General features: G+C 71.1%; 16 protein-coding genes. 7 read left to right on the forward strand and 9 right to left on the reverse strand.

The features are described from left to right. Nucleotides 1-321 precede the first annotated feature (321 nt). From MXD62_RS24415 to MXD62_RS24425, 3 genes are all read right to left on the reverse strand, one after another. Nucleotides 322-822, reverse strand: a complete 501-nt coding sequence (locus tag MXD62_RS24415; protein ID WP_248831789.1) for a DnaJ domain-containing protein — start codon at nucleotides 820-822, stop codon at nucleotides 322-324. A 97-nt stretch (nucleotides 823-919) separates the two neighbouring features. Next, entirely contained in the window at nucleotides 920-1,084 is a 165-nt protein-coding gene (locus MXD62_RS24420; RefSeq protein WP_248831790.1) for a hypothetical protein, read from the reverse strand. After that, complete coding sequence (locus MXD62_RS24425) at nucleotides 1,081-1,311, reverse strand: hypothetical protein (protein WP_248831791.1); 231 nt, start codon at nucleotides 1,309-1,311, stop codon at nucleotides 1,081-1,083. The genes MXD62_RS24420 and MXD62_RS24425 overlap by 4 nt, the downstream gene beginning before the upstream one ends. Before the next feature lie 96 nt (nucleotides 1,312-1,407). On the opposite strand from MXD62_RS24425, the gene MXD62_RS24430 reads away from it, so the two are divergent. Both MXD62_RS24430 and MXD62_RS24435 read left to right on the forward strand, forming a co-directional pair. Then, a complete protein-coding gene (locus MXD62_RS24430) occupies nucleotides 1,408-1,575 on the forward strand; it encodes a hypothetical protein (protein ID WP_248831792.1) in 168 nt (55 codons plus the stop codon). 63 nt (nucleotides 1,576-1,638) lie between these two features. After that, nucleotides 1,639-3,393, forward strand: a complete 1,755-nt coding sequence (locus tag MXD62_RS24435) for a serine/threonine-protein kinase (RefSeq protein WP_248831793.1) — start codon at nucleotides 1,639-1,641, stop codon at nucleotides 3,391-3,393. Nucleotides 3,394-3,401: 8 nt separating this feature from the next. On the opposite strand, the gene MXD62_RS24440 is transcribed toward MXD62_RS24435, so the two are convergent. The 5 genes from MXD62_RS24440 to MXD62_RS24460 are packed head-to-tail and all read right to left on the reverse strand — an operon-like array spanning nucleotide 3,402 to nucleotide 7,830. Next, on the reverse strand, nucleotides 3,402-3,722 hold the full coding sequence (locus MXD62_RS24440) for a hydrogenase maturation nickel metallochaperone HypA (protein ID WP_248831794.1): 321 nt from the start codon (nucleotides 3,720-3,722) through the stop codon (nucleotides 3,402-3,404). Further along, nucleotides 3,715-4,254: a HyaD/HybD family hydrogenase maturation endopeptidase gene (locus tag MXD62_RS24445; RefSeq protein ID WP_248831795.1), complete on the reverse strand. Its 540-nt coding sequence runs from the start codon at nucleotides 4,252-4,254 to the stop codon at nucleotides 3,715-3,717. Before MXD62_RS24445 ends, MXD62_RS24440 begins: the two co-directional genes overlap by 8 nt. Beyond that, nucleotides 4,251-4,937 carry a cytochrome b/b6 domain-containing protein gene (locus MXD62_RS24450; RefSeq protein WP_248831796.1) on the reverse strand — a complete coding sequence of 229 codons (687 nt, stop codon included), beginning with the start codon at nucleotides 4,935-4,937 and terminating at the stop codon, nucleotides 4,251-4,253. Before MXD62_RS24450 ends, MXD62_RS24445 begins: the two co-directional genes overlap by 4 nt. Continuing rightward, a complete protein-coding gene (locus tag MXD62_RS24455) occupies nucleotides 4,934-6,655 on the reverse strand; it encodes a nickel-dependent hydrogenase large subunit (RefSeq protein ID WP_248831797.1) in 1,722 nt (573 codons plus the stop codon). The genes MXD62_RS24450 and MXD62_RS24455 overlap by 4 nt, the downstream gene beginning before the upstream one ends. After that, nucleotides 6,652-7,830, reverse strand: coding sequence for a hydrogenase small subunit (locus MXD62_RS24460; RefSeq protein WP_248831798.1), 1,179 nt, complete (start codon nucleotides 7,828-7,830; stop codon nucleotides 6,652-6,654). The genes MXD62_RS24455 and MXD62_RS24460 overlap by 4 nt, the downstream gene beginning before the upstream one ends. A gap of 135 nt (nucleotides 7,831-7,965) precedes the next feature. Here MXD62_RS24460 and MXD62_RS24465 point away from each other — a divergent pair, with 135 nt between their 5' ends. The 5 genes from MXD62_RS24465 (at nucleotide 7,966) to MXD62_RS24485 (ending at nucleotide 13,677) form a co-directional block, all read left to right on the forward strand. Next, entirely contained in the window at nucleotides 7,966-8,208 is a 243-nt protein-coding gene (locus MXD62_RS24465) for a HypC/HybG/HupF family hydrogenase formation chaperone (protein WP_071065878.1), read from the forward strand. Then, nucleotides 8,205-9,293: a hydrogenase formation protein HypD gene (gene hypD / locus MXD62_RS24470; protein WP_248831799.1), complete on the forward strand. Its 1,089-nt coding sequence runs from the start codon at nucleotides 8,205-8,207 to the stop codon at nucleotides 9,291-9,293. Before MXD62_RS24465 ends, hypD begins: the two co-directional genes overlap by 4 nt. After that, a complete protein-coding gene (gene hypE / locus MXD62_RS24475; RefSeq protein WP_248831800.1) occupies nucleotides 9,290-10,378 on the forward strand; it encodes a hydrogenase expression/formation protein HypE in 1,089 nt (362 codons plus the stop codon). Before hypD ends, hypE begins: the two co-directional genes overlap by 4 nt. A gap of 119 nt (nucleotides 10,379-10,497) precedes the next feature. Continuing rightward, nucleotides 10,498-12,066, forward strand: a complete 1,569-nt coding sequence (locus MXD62_RS24480; RefSeq protein ID WP_248831801.1) for an acyl-CoA synthetase — start codon at nucleotides 10,498-10,500, stop codon at nucleotides 12,064-12,066. Nucleotides 12,067-12,093: 27 nt separating this feature from the next. Further along, nucleotides 12,094-13,677 (forward strand): ABC transporter substrate-binding protein, encoded by a 1,584-nt coding sequence (locus MXD62_RS24485; protein ID WP_248831802.1) that lies wholly within the window; start codon nucleotides 12,094-12,096, stop codon nucleotides 13,675-13,677. Between the two features lie 7 nt (nucleotides 13,678-13,684). Here the strand turns inward: MXD62_RS24485 and MXD62_RS24490 are convergent, their stop codons facing one another. Continuing rightward, complete coding sequence (locus MXD62_RS24490; RefSeq protein ID WP_248831803.1) at nucleotides 13,685-15,199, reverse strand: MFS transporter; 1,515 nt, start codon at nucleotides 15,197-15,199, stop codon at nucleotides 13,685-13,687. Nucleotides 15,200-15,259 lie beyond the last annotated feature (60 nt).

The following is a 15,259-nucleotide window of genomic DNA, read 5'->3' on the forward strand; positions in this document are numbered from 1 at the left end:
GCCGGCCCGGGACACCGGCGACGCCCCCGACATCGCCGATCATGACGCCTTTCCCGATCATGGTGTTCCGCGGCACCGCACGGACTCGCAGAACACCCGAACGGCGCACGGGCGGCGGACCGGCGCGGTCATGACCGGCTGGCGAGGAGGGCCGGAACGTCCTGGGTGGTACCCGTCGCGATCCCCACGACGGTCACCAGGGTGACCTCGTCACCCTGGAGCCGCTGCGCCAGACCCGTCCCGGTGAAGGCGCTACGCGCGTACTCGGTGACGAGGATGTTGCCGGGCCGCGAGCTGGACGCCGGGTGCGGCGGGCTCCGGTCAGCGGTGGGGCGGTGGGCGGCTGACGGAGATCACCGCCGCCGGCGGGATGACCATGGCGAGGATCATCATTCCCAGCGCCGCCGGGACGGAGAACAGCCGCACGACTGTTCCCGCCAGCACGAACAACAGCAGGCACACGGCCATCGCGATGAGGTAGCGGCGCCGCTCCCGCGCGTCCGGGTGGGGAACACCGCCATCGGGCCGGCTGACGGGCCGACTCACTCCGCCCGCACGGCCGCCCGCGTCAGCCGGGGTGGACGGGGACGTGCCGGGCCGGGCCCTGGCCTCGGCCGATCGGGCGACTCCCAGGTCGTAGGCACGCCGGCGGGCAGGATCGCCCAGGACCCGATACGCCGCATGGACCCGCTGGAACGACCGGGGCGAACCACCCGCGTCCGGATGGGCGTGCTTGGCCGCACGGCGGTAGGCGGCCCGGATCTCGGCGTCGGTCGCGGTGCAGACGATCCCGAGCACCTCGTACAGCGATCCCTCATCCACCGTCCACCTCGCCAGACGCAGCGGCACCCTGGGGCAGGCTCTTCCCACGGTAGACCGCCGACGTCGAGTGGTGAGATGCCGCCGAGCGGCGGTTCGGTCAGGCGAAGCTGGTCGACTTCGGCTCGGACCAGTCGCGGTTGGCGTTGGACCAGCAGACGAACGGCTTGTCCTGGGTGGGCGTCTCGTGCTGGCGGCTCCAGTCTGTCGGGTTGACCAGGCCGTCCGCGCTGTAGTCGGTGAACCTGCTCGTGGCGGCGATCATCGAGGCCCGGGTGAAGAAGGGTCCCGCCGGTCGAGCTCGGTCTCGAGTGTCGTCGAGCCGTTGATGCCAAAACAGGTGATCACCACCTGGACGCCCGCCCGCTTCATCGCGGACACCTCCGACCCGAGTCCGTTCGGCAGGCCGAAAGGCAACGAGTTGTTCGAGTAGGCGATCTCCCGGCCCGTGTCACCGTTGTATTTTTTGATCGTCGCGACGATCGAGTCCACGCACTGCTTCGAGTTGTCGGAGACGCCGTAGCCGAGGGCCGCAATCTTCGTCGCGACCCGCAGTATCTGGCGGACTTCAATCTCATTCTCACCAACATGATCTACGCCGCCATCGGCCGGTTCGCGGACGAGAAAATCGACGTCACGGAAATCCTGCCGATTCTCGAGCGCCTCATGTTCCGGCTGACAAGCGACAACCGGTCCGCCGCCATCGCCGCTCGGACCGCCCGCACGCAGACAGACGACCGCGCGGACGGCGGGTAGGGTTCTGCCCAGTTATGCGGCATGTGTCGGCGCTCCGACACTGGCAGCTTCGGGGGTGCGTGGATGGTGGTCAGCCGGGGGACGCCGCTGCGGGCGGCTGATCCCCGGTCCATCGGAGCGCACGTCCTGGACAGTGTCCTCGGCAGCGGTGGGATGGGTCGGGTGTACCTGGCCCACTCGCTGGACGGCCGTTCCGTCGCCGTCAAGATCATTCACGAGCATCTGGCCCGCGACGAGCGGTATCTGGCCCGGTTCCAGCGGGAGGCCCGGATCGCATGCAGCGTGGCGCCGTTCTGCACCGCGGAGGTGCTGGACTTCGGTGTGTTCGACGGGCGGCCCTACATCGTCACCGAGTTCCTGGACGGGCCGACGCTCGCGAGCGCGGTCGACGAGCACGGGCCGCTGTCCACCACCGACCTGCACCAGCTCGCCGTGGCGATCGCGGCCGCGCTTACCTCGATCCACAGCGCCGGCCTCGTCCACCGGGACATCAAGCCCGACAACGTGCTGCTGTCGAAGACCGGGCCGCGGGTCATCGACTTCGGCGTGGCGCTGTCGCTGGAGTCCGGCTCGCTGCTGACCGGCGCCTCCGACACCGTCGGCACGCCCGCCTTCATGGCACCGGAGCAGGCCACCCACGAGACCACAACCGCAGCCGCCGACGTGTTCGCGTGGGGTGGTGTCGTCGCCTTCGCCGGGACGGGTAAGCCCCCGTTCGGGGTCGCCGCCATACCGGTCGTCATGCACCGGGTGGTGTACGACGAACCAGGCCTCGACGGCCTGGATCCCCGACTGCTCCCGCTCGTGCGCGCCGCGATGAGCAAGGATCCCGCCGGTCGGCCGAGCGCCGCCGAACTGCTCGGCGAGCTGACCGGATCAACGACCCGCCCGATGGCCGAGGTGTTGGCGGCCCGGTCACTCGCGGAGGAGTCAGCGCAGGAGTCACGGGCCGCGACCCCGGTCCTGACCGTCGCCGGCCTCGGACCGCCCGCGGAGCCACCGCCCGCGGCGTCCCTCGCGTCCTTACGGTCGGCGGCCGTTCAGCCGGCGGGCCCGCAGCGGCACCGCGGAACAGGCCGTCACGGGACAGACCGGCGCGGGATGGCCCGGCGCCGCGCAGCGGCCGCCGCGGCGGCGACAGCGGCAACGCTCGGTGTCGCGAGCGTGGCCCTGGCCGTCGTCCACCACCCGACGGGCTCCGACCGGGTCGCGCCGCCGCCCGCCGTCGCGTCCGGAGCCGCTTCCACGGCCACGGCCATGGCGCCGGCGGCGCCCGGCGCGCCGGGCGGCACCCCCACAGTGGTGGGCGTGCCCCCGCAGCCCACCACGGGTGGCACCGCGTCCGACGCGTCCTCCCCGCAGGCCTCCGGCGTGGTCGCCGTCACCACACCCGCACCGGCGGGTGCCAGCCTCCAGCCACCTGCGGACCCGTCCCGCGCGCAGTACTGGATCGGCGTCCTCGCCACGCTCGACCAGGCCCGGGTGGCCGCCTACGAAACCGTGGATGTCAGTCTGCTGGCCGGGGTTTACACCGCAGGCAGCAACGCGCGGGCCGACGACGAGGCCGCGATCCGGTCCATGGCCGCGATCGGCGGGCACGGACAGGGTGGCCGACAGGTCATCGAGGCGGTGACGGTGCTGACCGAGACCTCGTCCATCGCGGTTCTGCATTTCCGGTCGCACATGACGCCGTTCGCCATCGTCGGCGCGAGCGGCGGCGTGCTGAACCGGCAGCCGGCCACCAGTTCGGTGGTGCAGGAGATCAACCTCGTCGGCACGCCGGACGGCTGGCGGGTCTCACAGGTGACGCCGGTCTGACAACCTGGTCAGGTGGTCCAGCTGACCACGGCCAGCTCGTCCGCGGCCGTCACGACGAGCCCGTTGCCGCCGCAGGAGGGGCACGGGTCGAGCCGGGCGCCGTCGTACTCGTGGCCGCAGGCGAAGCAGCGCAGCCGGTCCGCCGCGTGCTCCCAGGAAAGGTGGGTGTTCTCGAGGCAGGTTCCGGCGGCGGCGGACTGCCACGCGGCGGTGGCCGAGGCGATGTCGACCCCGGCCGCGGCGGCGAGAACCACCGTCCGCACCGGGGTTCCCTCGCTGGCCTCGGCGATGGCGCTGACCGCGGAGCGGGCGAGGCCGGCCTCATGCATGTCCGGGTACCTGCACCTTCTGTTCGACGAGCACGGACCATTCGGCGAGGACGGAGCGGGCCGCGTCGACCAGCGCGTCCACGCGGGATTCGAGCAGGGAGCTCAGGCCCCAGCGTTCGGTGACGGATTCGGGCACGACGCCCACCAGGGCGACGTGCCGGGGGGCGCAGCCGGCGAGCTCGGTGGCGGCGAGCGCGTCGACGAGGCCGATGTCGTGGGCGGTGGCGCGCACGCCGTGGCCGCGGCGGACGTCCCCGTCGGGGATGACGATGACATCGCCGGGCCGGCCGTGGGCGGTGGAGACGGCGTCGAGGATGAGGACCGCGTCGCGGCCCGCCAGGTAGGGCATGAGCATCAGCCCGAGCGTCCCGCCGTCGAGGACGTCAACCCCGGGGATCGGCGGCGTGCCGAGCCGCCGGGCGGCGACCACGCCGACGCCGTCGTCGCCGAGCAGCTCGTTGCCGATGCCCAGCACCAGAACGGGGGCGTCCGTCGGGGTGGTGGACGCCCGGAGGTCGGCCGGGTCCGTCACAGGTGGTCCTTCGGGAGGAACTTGTGGCCGGAGAAGATCGAGGTCAGGACGCCGGTGCCCTCCACCCGGTCGACCAGGATGGCGCTGTAGAGATGGTGGATCATGAATCCCCAGGTGAGCCACATGATCAGGTGATGGACGAGCCGGAGCGTCGGCAGTGACACCACGTGGAGCAGCCAGCCGGTGAGCCAGGCCGCCCAGCCGGTGCCCTCCACACCCCACAGCACCAGGCCGGTGACGATCTCCACCCCGAACATCGTGTAGAGCACGGTGTAGGTGAGGCCGGCGAGCGGGTTGTGGCCGATGACCGGGGGTGCCTCCCGGGAGAGGAAGGTGTAGAAGCGCACCGACGGGACGATCTGGCCGAGCCGTTCCCGGGTGCTGGGGATCCACTCCGTCCACCGGGACCAGGGGTTGGGCGAGCGGAGGTGCCAGATGACCCGGGCCAGGATGAGCGCGATGAAGACGTACGCGGTGACCTTGTGGATGCTCCTCGTCCAGGTGACCCAGTAGACGTGGCCGCCCGGGTGGATGTCCGGGTTCCCGATGAGGTAGCCGGTGACGGACAGGGCGACGAGGTCCAGCACCAGCAGCCAGTGGATGAGGCGGACCGGAAGATCCCAGACCCGGAACCGGACGAGCTCCGCGTGCTCGGTGTGCGGGGCGGGCGCGGTCACGCTCACTGGACCCGCACCTCGATGATGTCGCGGCCCTCGGCGTCGTAGATGTGCGCCGCGCAGGCCATGCAGGGGTCGAAGGAGTGCAGGGTGCGCAGGATCTCCAGCGGCCGCTGGGGATCGGCGACGGGTGTGCCGACCAGCGCGGCCTCGTAGGCGCCGGGGTTCCCCTCGGCGTCGCGCGGGCTGGCGTTCCAGGTGGTCGGCACCACGGCCTGGTAGTTGCGGATCCGGCCGTCCTCGATGACGACCCAGTGCGACAGCGACCCGCGGGGCGCCTCGTGGAAGCCGACGCCGAGCAGGGCGCCCTCCGGCCAGGAGGTCGGGCGCCATCGCCCGGTGTCGGCGACGGCCAGGTCGCCGGCGGCGACGTTGTCGCGCAGCCGGTTGACGAGCTCCAGGGAGTACTGCGCCATCAGCCTGGTCTCCAGGCCGCGGGCCACCACCCGGCCGAGGGTGGACATCAGCGCCTCGGGCGGCAGGTGCAGGGCGTCGAGCGCACCCTGCACGAGCGGGCGGATGCGGGCGTCCCCGGAGGTGTAGCCGACGAGCATGCGGGCCACCGGGCCGACCTCCATGGCCGCTCCCTGGTAGCGCGGCGCCTTCAGCCAGGTGTACTTCCCGGCGACGTCGAGCTGCTCGAAAGGGGGTTCGGGTCCGGTGTACTGCGGGGTCGTCTCACCCTTCCAGGGGGGCAGCGCGGCGCCGGGATCGTCGTAGCGGAACCACGAATGGGCGACGGACTCGGCGATACCGGACGGGTCGAAGGGTTCCGGTTTCGCCGAGAGGTTCCCGTTCCGGATGATCCCGCCGGGGAAAAGGCCGTCCCGGGGTGGCCGGGCGATTCCCGGCGGCGACAGTGAATAGTCACCGAACACCATGTAGGAGCCCAGGCCCCGACCGTAGGTCGCCCACTCGGGATAGGCGGCGCCGATCGCCTGCAGGTCCGGCAGGAAGACCTGCTCGACGAATTCGAGGCCCCGCTGCAGGATCTGCGTCACCTCCTGCAGTGTGTTCGCGTTGATGGCGTCCTGGCTGTTGAGGTCGATCGGGGACGCCATTCCGCCGACCACGTAGGTCTGCGGGTGCGGGTTCTTTCCACCGAGCAGGGCGTGCACCCGGATGTAGTCTCGTTGGAAGTCCAGCGCGTCGAGATAGTGGCTGAACGCGATCAGGTTCAGCTCCGGGCTCAGCCGGTAGGCCGGATGCCCCCAGTAGCCGTTGGTGAACGGCCCGATCTTCCCGCTTTCCAAGAAGACCTTGAGCCGGGTCTGTACCGAGGCGAACAGGCCGGCCGTGGAACGCGGATAGTCGGAGATGGACTGCGCCAGCGCCGCGGCACGCACCGGGTCGGCCGCGAGCGCCGCGGTCGGATCGACCCAGTCCAGGGCCTGCAGGTGGTAGAAGTGGACGACATGATCATGTACGCACAGTGACGTGGCGATCAGGTCCCGCAGCAGCCGGGCGTTCAGCGGCGGGACGGCGCCGACCGCGTCCTCCACCGCCCGCACCGAGGCCAGCGCGTGCACCGAGGTGCACACACCGCAGATCCGCTGCGCGAACAGCCAGGCGTCCCGGGGGTCCCGGCCGGTCAGGATCGTCTCGATGCCGCGCCACATCGTCGAGGACGCGTAGGCCTCGGTGACCTGACCGCCGTCCACCTGGACCTCGACCCGCAGGTGGCCCTCGATCCGCGACACCGGGTCGATGACAAGCCGACTCATCTCGCTTCGCCCGTCCTTTCGTCGCTGTGCGCTTCGTTGTCTGCGGCGTCTGCGGCGTCTGCGGCGTCCTCCGCGTCTGCCGCCTGGTCCCGCGCGGCCTGCTTCTCGCGGTGGGCGGCGACCCGGTGCTGGACGACCTTGCCGACGCCGTGCGCCGCGAAGCCGGTCGCCGTGGCCGCCAGCACGCCGACGCCGATCTTGTCGGCGGTGAGGTCGAAACCGGAGGTCGCCACGTGCGGCAGCCGGTCGTAGAAGGGCGACATGGTGTCCCAGAAGCCCGGCTCGGAGCAGCCCACACAGCCGTGCCCGGCCGCCACCGGCCAGGACGTCCCCCCGTTGAACCGGACGCTGGGACAGTTGTGGAAGGTGCTCGGCCCCTTGCAGCCCAGCCGGTACAGGCACCAGCCGTTGCGGTGGCCCGCGTCGCCCCACTGCTCGGCGAACTCGCCGGCGTCGAAGTGGCCGCGCCGCTGGCAGGTGTCGTGGATGCGCTGCCCGTAGGCGAACAGCGGCCGGCTGAACCTGTCCCGCGCCGGGAACTCACCGAAGGTCAGGTGGTGGACGATGGTGGCGGTCAGGTTGTCCGCGTTGACCGGGCAACCGGTCAGGTTCACAACCGGAACCCCGCCGACGACGTCCTCGACCCGGACCGCCCCGGTCGGGTTCGGCCCGGCCGCCGGGATCCCACCGAAGGCCGAGCAGGTGCCGACGTTGATGATGCCGGCCGCGCCACGGACCGCCTCACGCAGGATGTCCTCGGCCGACTTGCCGCCGATCGTGCACGCCCCGGGAATTCCGGTCGGAATGGAGCCCTCGACGACGACGAGGTGCCCGCCTTTCGCCACCGCGTCGTCGCGGGCCTTCTCCGCGGCCGTGCCGGAGGCCGCCATCACCGTCTCGTGGTAGTCGAGCGAGATCATGCCCAGAATCAGGTCCGCGGCCGACGGATTACGCGAGCGCAGGAACGCCTCACTGTCACCGGCGCAGTCCTGGAATTCCAGCCAGATCACGGTGGGACGGTCGACCTTGTCCAACGCGTAGGCGACCTTGGGCGCCAACTGGGCCGGCAGGGCGAGCGTCGCGGTGACACCCGCGCAGAATCTCAGGAAAGACCGCCGGTCGACCCCCGCGTCCGCCAGCCGCGCGGACAACGGCCGGCCGGATTCGCTCGTCATGCGAGTGGACGTTAGTGCGCGCCTTGGTGCCGGACGGCAGCCTCATCGCCTCGACCGCGGGAGTCCGTACGAGCCGATCGGACGGGCCGGACGTCCCTTGCCGCACCTGTCCACCGCCCCGGAGACTGGCCCAGCATGTGCCTCGGGATACCTGGCCGGATCGTGGCGACCGTCGACGTCGCCGGCCTACTCATGGGCACGGTCGACTTCGACGGGCTGACCCGCGAGGTCTGCCTCGCCTACCTCCCCGACGCGCGGGTCGGCGAGTACGTAATCGTCCACGTGGGGTTCGCCATCAGCATGGTCGACGAGGCCGAGGCGCACCGCACCCTGGAGATGCTCCGCTCGATGGGCACCTCCCTGGAGGCGGAGCTGTGAGATACCTCGACGAGTACCGCGACCCCGCCCTCGCGCGGCAGCTCCTCGACGAGATCCACACGACGGCCACCCGGCCCTGGACCCTGATGGAGGTCTGCGGCGGCCAGACGCACACCATCGTCCGCCAGGGCATCGACAACCTGCTGCCCGCGGGCCTGCGGATGATCCACGGGCCGGGCTGCCCGGTGTGCGTGACCCCGCTCGAACTCATCGACAAGGCCCTGGCCATCGCCGCCCGTCCCGAGGTCATCTTCACCTCCTACGGCGACATGCTGCGGGTGCCCGGAACGGGGACCGACCTGCTGGCCCTGCGCGCCCGCGGCTCCGACGTCCGCGTCGTCTACTCCCCGCTGGACGCGGTACGCCTGGCCGAACAGCACCCGGACCGCCAGGTGGTCTTCTTCGCGGTCGGCTTCGAGACGACCGCGCCGGCGAACGCCATGGCGGTGCTGCGCGCCCACCAGCTCGGCCTGCCCAACTTCAGCATCCTGGTCAGCCACGTCCTCGTCCCACCGGCCATGACGGCGCTCCTCGACGCGCCCGACCGCCAGGTCCAGGGGTTCCTCGCCGCCGGCCACGTCTGCGCCGTCATGGGCTGGACGGAGTACGAACCCATCGCGCACCGTTACCAGGTGCCCGTCGTCGTGACCGGCTTCGAGCCGCTCGACCTGCTCGAGGGCATCCTGATGGCCGTCCGCCAGCTCGAGGCGGGCCACGCGCGGGTGGAGAACCAGTACGCCCGTGCCGTCCACCGCGACGGCAACAGCCGGGCGCGGGAGGCCATCCGCCGCGTGTTCCGGGTGCGTGACCGCGCCTGGCGCGGCATCGGCACCATCCCGGACAGCGGCCTGGCCCTCACCGACGAGTTCGCCCGCTACGACGCCGAGACCCGCTTCGCCGTCTCCGGGCTGACCGCCCGGGAGCATCCGGCCTGCATCGCCGGCGACATCCTCACCGGTGCCCGCGAGCCGACCGACTGCACCGCCTACGGGACGGTCTGCACCCCACGCACCCCGCTCGGCGCGCCGATGGTCTCCACCGAGGGCACCTGCGCCGCCTACCACTCCGCCGGGAGGGCGTCGTGACCACCGTTGACCCCACCTTCGCCAGCTGCGCGCTCCCCCGCGCCGAGACCGAGCGGGTCACGCTCGGGCACGGCAGCGGCGGGCAGCTCTCCGCCGAGCTGCTCCGGGACGTCCTGCTGCCCGCCCTCGGCGCGGGCTCGGCCCTGACGGCGCGGGCGGGCCAGCCCGGCGGCGGCGTCCTCGAGGATGCCGCCGTGCTCGACGTCGCCGGCGTCACCCTGGTGACCAGCACCGACGCGTTCGTCGTGAGCCCGCTGTTCTTCCCCGGCGGGGACATCGGCACGCTCGCCGTCCACGGCACCGTCAACGACCTGGCCATGATGGGCGCGACGCCGCTCGCGCTCACCGTCGCCTACATCATCGAGGAGGGCTTCCCCCTCGACGACCTGCGGCGGATCATCGCCTCGGTCGGTGCGGCCGCGGCCGCCGCCGGGGTCCCCGTCGTGAGCGGCGACACCAAGGTCGTCCCCCGCGGCGCGGCCGACGGCATCTTCGTGACCACGTCCGGCATCGGACGCCGCCTGCCCGCCGCACGCGTCTCGGCCGCCTTCGCCCGCCCCGGCGACGCGGTGCTCGTCTCCGGGCCGATCGGCGCGCACGGCACCACCGTGCTCTCGGCGCGGGAGGCCCTCGGCTTCGAGGCCGACATCGCCTCCGACACCCGCCCGCTGCACCGTCTCGTCCGGGCCATGGTGGAACGCCGCGGCGGCGACATCCACGTGATGCGCGACCCGACCCGCGGCGGAGTGGCGTCGGCGCTCAACGAGATCGCCGCGGCGTCCGGAGTCGGTGTCGAGATCGACGAGACGGCGCTGCCCGTGCCGCCGCTGGTCGCCGCCGCCTGCGACCTGCTCGGTCTCGACCCGCTGCATGTCGCCAACGAGGGCTGCCTGATCGCCGTTGTCGCGCCCGAGGCAGCCGACGAGATCCTGGCCGTCATGCGCTCGCGCCCCGAGAGCCGGCACGCCACCCGCCTGGGCGACGTCGTCGCCGGTCATCCCGGCCGGGTGGTGATGCGCACGCTGCTGGGCAGCACCCGGCTCGTCGACATGCTCGTCGGCGAGCAGCTCCCCCGCATCTGCTGAGCCGCGGTTCCGCGGAACCGCGCGGGCCATCTATCTCCACCGCCAAGAATCTGGTATCACCCATTGAAAGAGCTACGTTTCCCGCATGGCGAACCGTTGTTCTCTCCCTGGAGGACCAGATGTACCCACCAGACTTCGCGACGCTGACCCCTGACAAGCCCGCCGTGATCCTCGCCGATGGCCCCCGCGGGCAGGAACGGATCCTGACCTACCGTGAGCTCGTCGAGGGCTCCAACCGCCTGGGCCGGTTACTCGTCGACTCGGGCCTGCGCCCGGGTGACCGCCTCGCGATTCTCGCCGAGAACCACCTGCGCTATTTCGAGCTGGTCTGGGCCGGCCTCAACTGCGGCCTCTACATCACCCCGGTGAACTCGCATCTCACCCCGCCCGAGGTCGCGTACCTGATCAACGACAGCGGGGCGAAGGCACTGATCAGCAGCCGGGCGCTCGCCGAGGTCGCCGAAGCCGTCGTCCCCGAGACCCCCGGGGTCGTCCGGCGGCTCATGCTCGACGGGGGCTCCGAGCACTACGAGGACCTCGACGCCGCCACCGCCGGCTTCTCCGCCGAGCCCCGGGACGACGAGATCCGCGGCACGTTCATGCTCTACAGCTCCGGGACGACCGGCCGGCCGAAGGGAATCCAGTTCCCGCTGCCCGACTGGCCCGCCAGCGAGGGCGACGTCCCGCTGCTTCCCGGCGCCCGCGGGGCCTTCGGCTTCAACGCCGAAGCGGTCTACATCTCCCCCGCGCCGCTATACCACGCCGCCCCGCTGCGGGTGTCCGCGCTGATGCACAGCGTCGGCGGCACGGTCGTCGTCCTCCCGAAGTTCGACGCCGAGGGGGCCCTGCACGCGATCGAACGGTACCGGGTGACCACCTCCCAGTGGGTCCCGACGATGTTCGTCCGGATGCTCAAGCTGCCACCCGAGGTCCGTGCCCGCTACGACCTGTCGAGCCTGCGGATCGCCGTCCACGCGGCCGCGCCGTGCCCGGTCGAGGTCAAGCGCCAGATGATCGAGTGGTGGGGCCCGATCATCTTCGAGTACTACGCCGGCTCCGAGAATGTCGGCAGCACCGGTCTGACCAGTGAGGAATGGCTGGCGCACCCGGGATCGGTCGGCCGGGCGCAGGGCGGGGTGCTGCACATCTGCGGTGAGGATGACGCGGAGCTCCCGGCCGGCCAGGACGGGGTGGTCTACTTCGAGGCCAAGGGCGCGGGCTTCCGCTACCACAACGACCCGGACCGCACCAGGGCCGTCAGCCATCCCGCCCATCCCGGCTGGCGCACCCTGGGCGACATCGGCCACGTCGACGAGGACGGCTACCTCTACCTCAGTGACCGGAAGGACTTCACGATCATCGCGGGCGGGGTGAACATCTACCCGCGCGAGATCGAGGACGTCCTGGTGCTGCACGACGAGGTCGTGGACGTCGCCGTGTTCGGCGTGCCGCACCCCGAGCTCGGCGAGCAGGTCAAGGCCGTCGTCCAGCCGGTGCGGATGGCCGACGCCGGCGACGAGCTGGCCGCGCGGCTGCTGGAGCACTGCCGCACCAGGCTCGCGCCGTTCAAGTGGCCGCGGTCGATCGACTTCGTGCCCGAACTCCCCCGCCTGGACAACGGCAAGCTCTACAAGAAGCCGCTGCGCGACGCCTACTGGGCCGCCGAGGCCTCCACCGTCACCCGTTAGCCGCCGGGAACCAGTGAGAGGACTGCGATGTCTCGCAGAGAGAAGTTACTCACCGCCGTCATCGCCTGTTGTGTGGCGCTCGCCGTGGGCGCCTGCGGCGGCGGTGACGGCTCGTCCACGACGACCGGCACCACCACCGCCACCGGGCCCACCGGCGAGCCGGTCGCCGGCGGCTCGCTGCGGGTCATGCAGCTCTCCGAGCCCCGCTCGATGGATCCGGTCACCATGACGAACGCGTGGCAGGTCAACGCGTTCGTGGGCAACGCCCTGTACGGCACGTTGATGACCAACGACGAGCACACGGGCGAGATCAGATATGCGATGGCGGAGTCGTTCGCCACCACCGACAAGGGCGCCACGTTCGCGCTGAAACTGCGACCGGGCCTGACGTTCACCGACGGCACCCCGCTCGACGCCGCGGCGGTGAAGTTCAACTGGGATCGCCATCGGGATCCGGCGATGGCCTCGCCCTACCTGCCGGAGGCGTCCCTCATCGCCGCCACCGACATCGTGGACGCCACGACCCTCAAGGTGACGATGACCGAACCGGTGCCCAGCTTCCCGGCCGCGATGCTCACCACGTCCATGAACTGGATCGCCTCCCCCACCGCGCTACGGAAGGGCAAGACGTCCTTCGACGCGAAGCCGGTCGGCGCGGGGCCGTACACCCTGCGGACCTGGACCCGCCAGGACCGCATCGAGCTGGCGAAGAACCCCGGCTACTGGGACGCTCCCCGGCCCTATCTCGACAGCATCACCATCCGCACGTCGAACGACTCGAGCCAGCGGTACAACACCCTCGTCAGCGGTGGCGCCGACGTGGTCATCGACACGAACGCGGACAGCGTCGCCAAGGCCGGGAAGGCCGGCTACTCGACGGACGTCGCGCCGCTGAGCGGCGGCCTGTTCCTCGCGATGAACATGCGCAGGGCGCCGTTCGACGACCTGCGGGCCCGGCAGGCGATCGCCGCCGCGGTCGACCTGGACGCACTGAATCTGGCCGTGTACAACGGCGCCGCCCAGACCGCCGACACGCTGTTCACCAAGTCCTCGCCGTTCTACTCCGACAAGCCGCTGCGGACGTACGACCGGGCGAAGGCGCAGCAGCTGTTCGACGAGCTGGCCGCCGACGGCAAACCCGTCACCTTCACGTTCACCAGCTTCACCTCGTCGGAGATCAGGGACACGACCGAGAACGTCCAGGCCCAGCTCAGCTCGTACAAGAACGTCAAGGTCCAGGTACGGGTGGTCGACTTCTCCGAGTATCCCAAGATCCAGGCGAGCAACGACTTCGACATGGTCGTCTGGTCGGCGAACTTCATCGACCCGGACCCACGGATGTGGACGGTGTTCCGCAGCGACTCCCGCGGCAACTTCCCGGGCGTCAAGGACGAGCGGATCGACGCCGCCCTGAAGGCGGGCCGCACGGCGGCGACCGAACAGGAGCGCAAGGCCGCGTACGCCACCCTCCAGGAGCGGCTGACCGCGCTGGTTCCCGCGGTCTTCACCGTCCGGGTGAACCCGAGCGTCATGGCCGCCAGGAACGTCGGCGGCGTCACCCAGTACGGCCTCGGATCACTCCTGCCCGAGCCCCTGTGGCTCCAGCCATGACCTGACCTCAGACGCTTGAGGTGGACGTCGCCGCGGGCTGGGTCGCCTGCGGGGACGTCCGGCGTGGTTCCGGGAGCGTGACGGTCGACGTCGACGCCGCGCGGCCGGGGATGCCGAGGGCCAGCAGGCCGGCGATCAGCGCGGCACCGGCGCCGATCAGGTATCCGACGTGCAGGCCGGCGAGGGAGGGCACCCGGGTCGATCCGAACGGGATGGTCATGTTCGCCAGGACCACGCCGATCACCGCGCTCGCCCCCGTGGTTCCGATGGAGCGCATGAGGGTGTTGAGGCCGTTCGCCGCGGCGCCCTCGGAGGCCGGCACGGACTGCATGATCAGGGTGGGCATGGACGCGTACGCCAGTGCGACGCCGGTGCTGATCACGCAGCTGACGAGAAGGACTCCCGGCGGGCTGCCGGTGAGCCCGAGTGCGAGGCAGTAGCCACCGGCGATCACGACCGAGCCGGCGATGAGCGAGGTCCTCGGTCCGCGCGCCGTGATCAGCCTGCCGGCGATGGGCGACACGGCCATCATCACCAGCCCCACGGGGGCCATCCACAGGCCGGTGGCGAGCAGCGACTGGCCGAGCCCGTGCCCGGTGGCCTTCGGCAGCTGCAGGAGCTGGGGGTTGATCAGCGAGTTCGCGTACATCGCGAAGCCCAGCGCGACGGAAGCGATGTTCGTCAGCAGCACCGGGCGCCGGATGGTGGTGCGCAGGTCGACGAGGGGGGCCTCGGCGCGGGTCTCCCACCAGGTCCAGGCGACGAGGAGGGCGGCGGCCACCATGCCCAGGCCGAGGGTGGTGGTGCTGGTCCAGCCCCAGGTGCTTCCCTTCGACACGGCGAGCAGCAGCGCGACGAGCCCTCCGGAGAGCAGGATCGCCCCCGGCAGGTCGAACCGGCCCGTGCCGCGCACCGGCGACTCGGGAACGACCCGCCAGATCAGCACCATCAGGGCGAGGACGGCGACGGCCGAGCCCCAGAACAGCACGTGCCAGTCGGCCTGCTGGGCGACCGCCGCCGCTATCGGCAGGCCCAGCGCGCTCCCGATCCCGAGCGAGGAGCTCATCAGCGCCATGGCGGGGATCAGCCGCTTCGCCGGCAGCAGGTCACGCATGATGCTGATGCCCAGCGGGATGATCGCCATGCCGAGGCCCTGCATCGACCGGCCCACCAGCAGCGGCACGAGCGAGCCGCTCAGGGCACACACCACCGAGCCGCAGGCGAGCGCGGTGCCGGCGACGAAGACCATGCGCCGCTTGCCGTAGAGGTCACCGAGCCGCCCGTACACCGGGTTGGCGACGGACGCGGTGAGCAGCGTGGCCGTGATCGCCCACGAGGCGTTCGCCGAGCTGGTGTGCAGCAGCGACGGCAGCGACGGCAGCAGCGGCACCATCAACGTCTGCATCATCGCGACGACGACGCCTATCCCACCCAGGACAGCGATGATCGCGTTGACGCGCGACTCGTCCACACGACGGGTAGCGACCGGGACGGAACCGCCGCTGTCTGCGCTGGAGACCATGCCCCCTCCTCACTTCTTTGTACTATACATACATATGTATCATGCATACCTCCCGAATGT

Origin of the sequence: Frankia sp. Mgl5 (assembly GCF_023242985.1) — a bacterium.
GTDB lineage: Bacteria > Actinomycetota > Actinomycetes > Frankiales > Frankiaceae > Parafrankia > Parafrankia soli.

Bases quoted from the DNA above. Each gene is read 5' to 3' on its own strand.
- MXD62_RS24480 (WP_248831801.1), top strand. From the start codon at position 10,498: ATGTACCCACCAGACTTCGCGACGCTGACCCCTGACAAGCCCGCCGTG.
- MXD62_RS24435 (WP_248831793.1), top strand. From the start codon at position 1,639: ATGGTGGTCAGCCGGGGGACGCCGCTGCGGGCGGCTGATCCCCGGTCC.
- MXD62_RS24455 (WP_248831797.1), bottom strand. From the start codon at position 6,655: ATGAGTCGGCTTGTCATCGACCCGGTGTCGCGGATCGAGGGCCACCTG.
- MXD62_RS24420 (WP_248831790.1), bottom strand. From the start codon at position 1,084: ATGATCGCCGCCACGAGCAGGTTCACCGACTACAGCGCGGACGGCCTG.
- MXD62_RS24440 (WP_248831794.1), bottom strand. From the start codon at position 3,722: ATGCATGAGGCCGGCCTCGCCCGCTCCGCGGTCAGCGCCATCGCCGAG.
- MXD62_RS24465 (WP_071065878.1), top strand. From the start codon at position 7,966: ATGTGCCTCGGGATACCTGGCCGGATCGTGGCGACCGTCGACGTCGCC.
- MXD62_RS24485 (WP_248831802.1), top strand. From the start codon at position 12,094: ATGTCTCGCAGAGAGAAGTTACTCACCGCCGTCATCGCCTGTTGTGTG.
- MXD62_RS24460 (WP_248831798.1), bottom strand. From the start codon at position 7,830: ATGACGAGCGAATCCGGCCGGCCGTTGTCCGCGCGGCTGGCGGACGCG.
- MXD62_RS24490 (WP_248831803.1), bottom strand. From the start codon at position 15,199: ATGGTCTCCAGCGCAGACAGCGGCGGTTCCGTCCCGGTCGCTACCCGT.
- MXD62_RS24430 (WP_248831792.1), top strand. From the start codon at position 1,408: ATGATCTACGCCGCCATCGGCCGGTTCGCGGACGAGAAAATCGACGTC.